Below are 1,440 nucleotides of genomic sequence, written 5' to 3'. Positions count from 1 at the left end.
TCATCTTCAACTCCATCTAGGGTTAAGATGAGCCGCAAACCCTCCGCTATGCAATCAGCCCAAACAGTTCCATGGGCGCTGATGGCCGACAAGAAGCGCTGAGGTATGTAAAGTCGCCGCTGACCTGACTGCGAGATACGAGCTGATGCGCGCGAACCTTAGCGCACGGACGCCAGCTGCGCTGCAAGGCATCCTTTCCGGAATTGTCGAAAACTCGGAAAGTCTGTCGCTTGGGCCAATGGTGCGGGAGATGGAACGTAATCTGAACGGAGCGACGCTGGTTACCGTCTCTGCCGCGCGAATAGATGGCAACCTTCCTCTGGATTTTCGCTCGGACAGGGATGTTTCCGGCCTCCTCTATCTTGATGGAGCAACTGTTGAATTCGCCCGTAGGCAGGCAACTGAACTAGGCGGGTTCAATGTCAGCATGGCACCCGGCACCCAAATGCTGATAGACAAGCCGCTGAGCATTTCTGTCGTGATCGAACAACATCTGAGAATATGGGGTAACCGATACTTCGGCGGGTCCGTTCGCGTTCAGCTCTTGGATGCCACAGGTACATCGGACGGCCTAGAACACAGGATCAGACTTCCCATCACGTACGATCCAAATGCTGGGAGCATCGATGAAGTAAAAATAGCTCCGCGTGAACAGGCGGGCCAGACGACGGTCGATCTGACTTTGCATCTCAGCGCCAAGCCATTGGCGGAACTGAGAAAAATGCGGGGCTGCTGACCCACCTTGCGAGTGCGTTCATTATTGCTTATCTTGAACACGCAAGCAGATGGAGGCGGTAATGTCCCAGACCACAACGATGACGGTGCGGATCAGCGGCGTGCTGAGCGAGTTCGTGGCATCCAACGTCGGTGAGAACGGGTCCTACGAGAACATCAGCGAATACGTCCGCGACCTGATCCGGCGCGACAAGGAGCGTGCCGAGCGGGAAGCGTTCAACCGGCTGAAGTCTGAACTGACACGCGCTTTCGCAGCGCCGGAGGAAAGCTACCACGCGCTGACGGCCGCCGAGGTGATCGCCCGGAACCAGGGCTGACAGGATGGCCGTGCGCGTCCAAGAAGCTGCATCGCTGCGGCTTGACGAGATCTACCGGTACACGCGCGACCGATGGGGCGCTGAACAGGCTGATCGGTACATTACAGCGCTGTTTGCGGAATTTGACAAAATCGAGGGGCACGGCGTGGCGTCGCGGCCGATCCCGGCAGAGTTCGAGGTCGAGGGGTTTTACTTCCGGCACGAGCATCATTTCGTGTATTGGCGGCGCCTGCCGAACGGCGACATAGGCATCGTGACGATCTTGCATGAACGGATGCACCAGATGGATCGTTTTGTCAACGGCGGAGTAAAATTCGGCCATTGTGGCGGAGCAAAAGTCGGCCAGTTTGGGGCGAGCGCCTTGGAGCGTGCGGCCCTCATATAGCAA

General features: G+C 57.4%; 2 protein-coding genes and 1 pseudogene. All 3 read left to right on the top strand.

Annotated elements, in window-relative coordinates:
- Positions 1-145: 145 nt before the first annotated feature.
- Positions 146-736, top strand: coding sequence for a hypothetical protein (locus ACSSV8_RS20180; protein WP_454283676.1), 591 nt, complete (start codon positions 146-148; stop codon positions 734-736).
- 61 nt (positions 737-797) lie between these two features.
- A complete protein-coding gene (locus ACSSV8_RS20175; protein ID WP_454283675.1) occupies positions 798-1,052 on the top strand; it encodes a ribbon-helix-helix domain-containing protein in 255 nt (84 codons plus the stop codon).
- 4 nt (positions 1,053-1,056) lie between these two features.
- Positions 1,057-1,347 (top strand): annotated as a pseudogene (locus ACSSV8_RS20170) (type II toxin-antitoxin system RelE/ParE family toxin); the annotation flags it as partial.
- Between the last annotated feature and the right edge of the window lie 93 nt (positions 1,348-1,440).

This window comes from Roseovarius sp. MBR-79 (assembly GCF_053628555.1).
Note: the sequence above shows the minus strand (reverse complement) of the source record. Positions and strands in the feature narration are given on the sequence as shown.

What these genes read in the sequence shown, in the direction of transcription:
- ACSSV8_RS20180 (WP_454283676.1), top strand. Translation starts at nt 146, where the DNA reads ATGCGCGCGAACCTTAGCGCACGGACGCCAGCTGCGCTGCAAGGCATC.
- ACSSV8_RS20175 (WP_454283675.1), top strand. Translation starts at nt 798, where the DNA reads ATGTCCCAGACCACAACGATGACGGTGCGGATCAGCGGCGTGCTGAGC.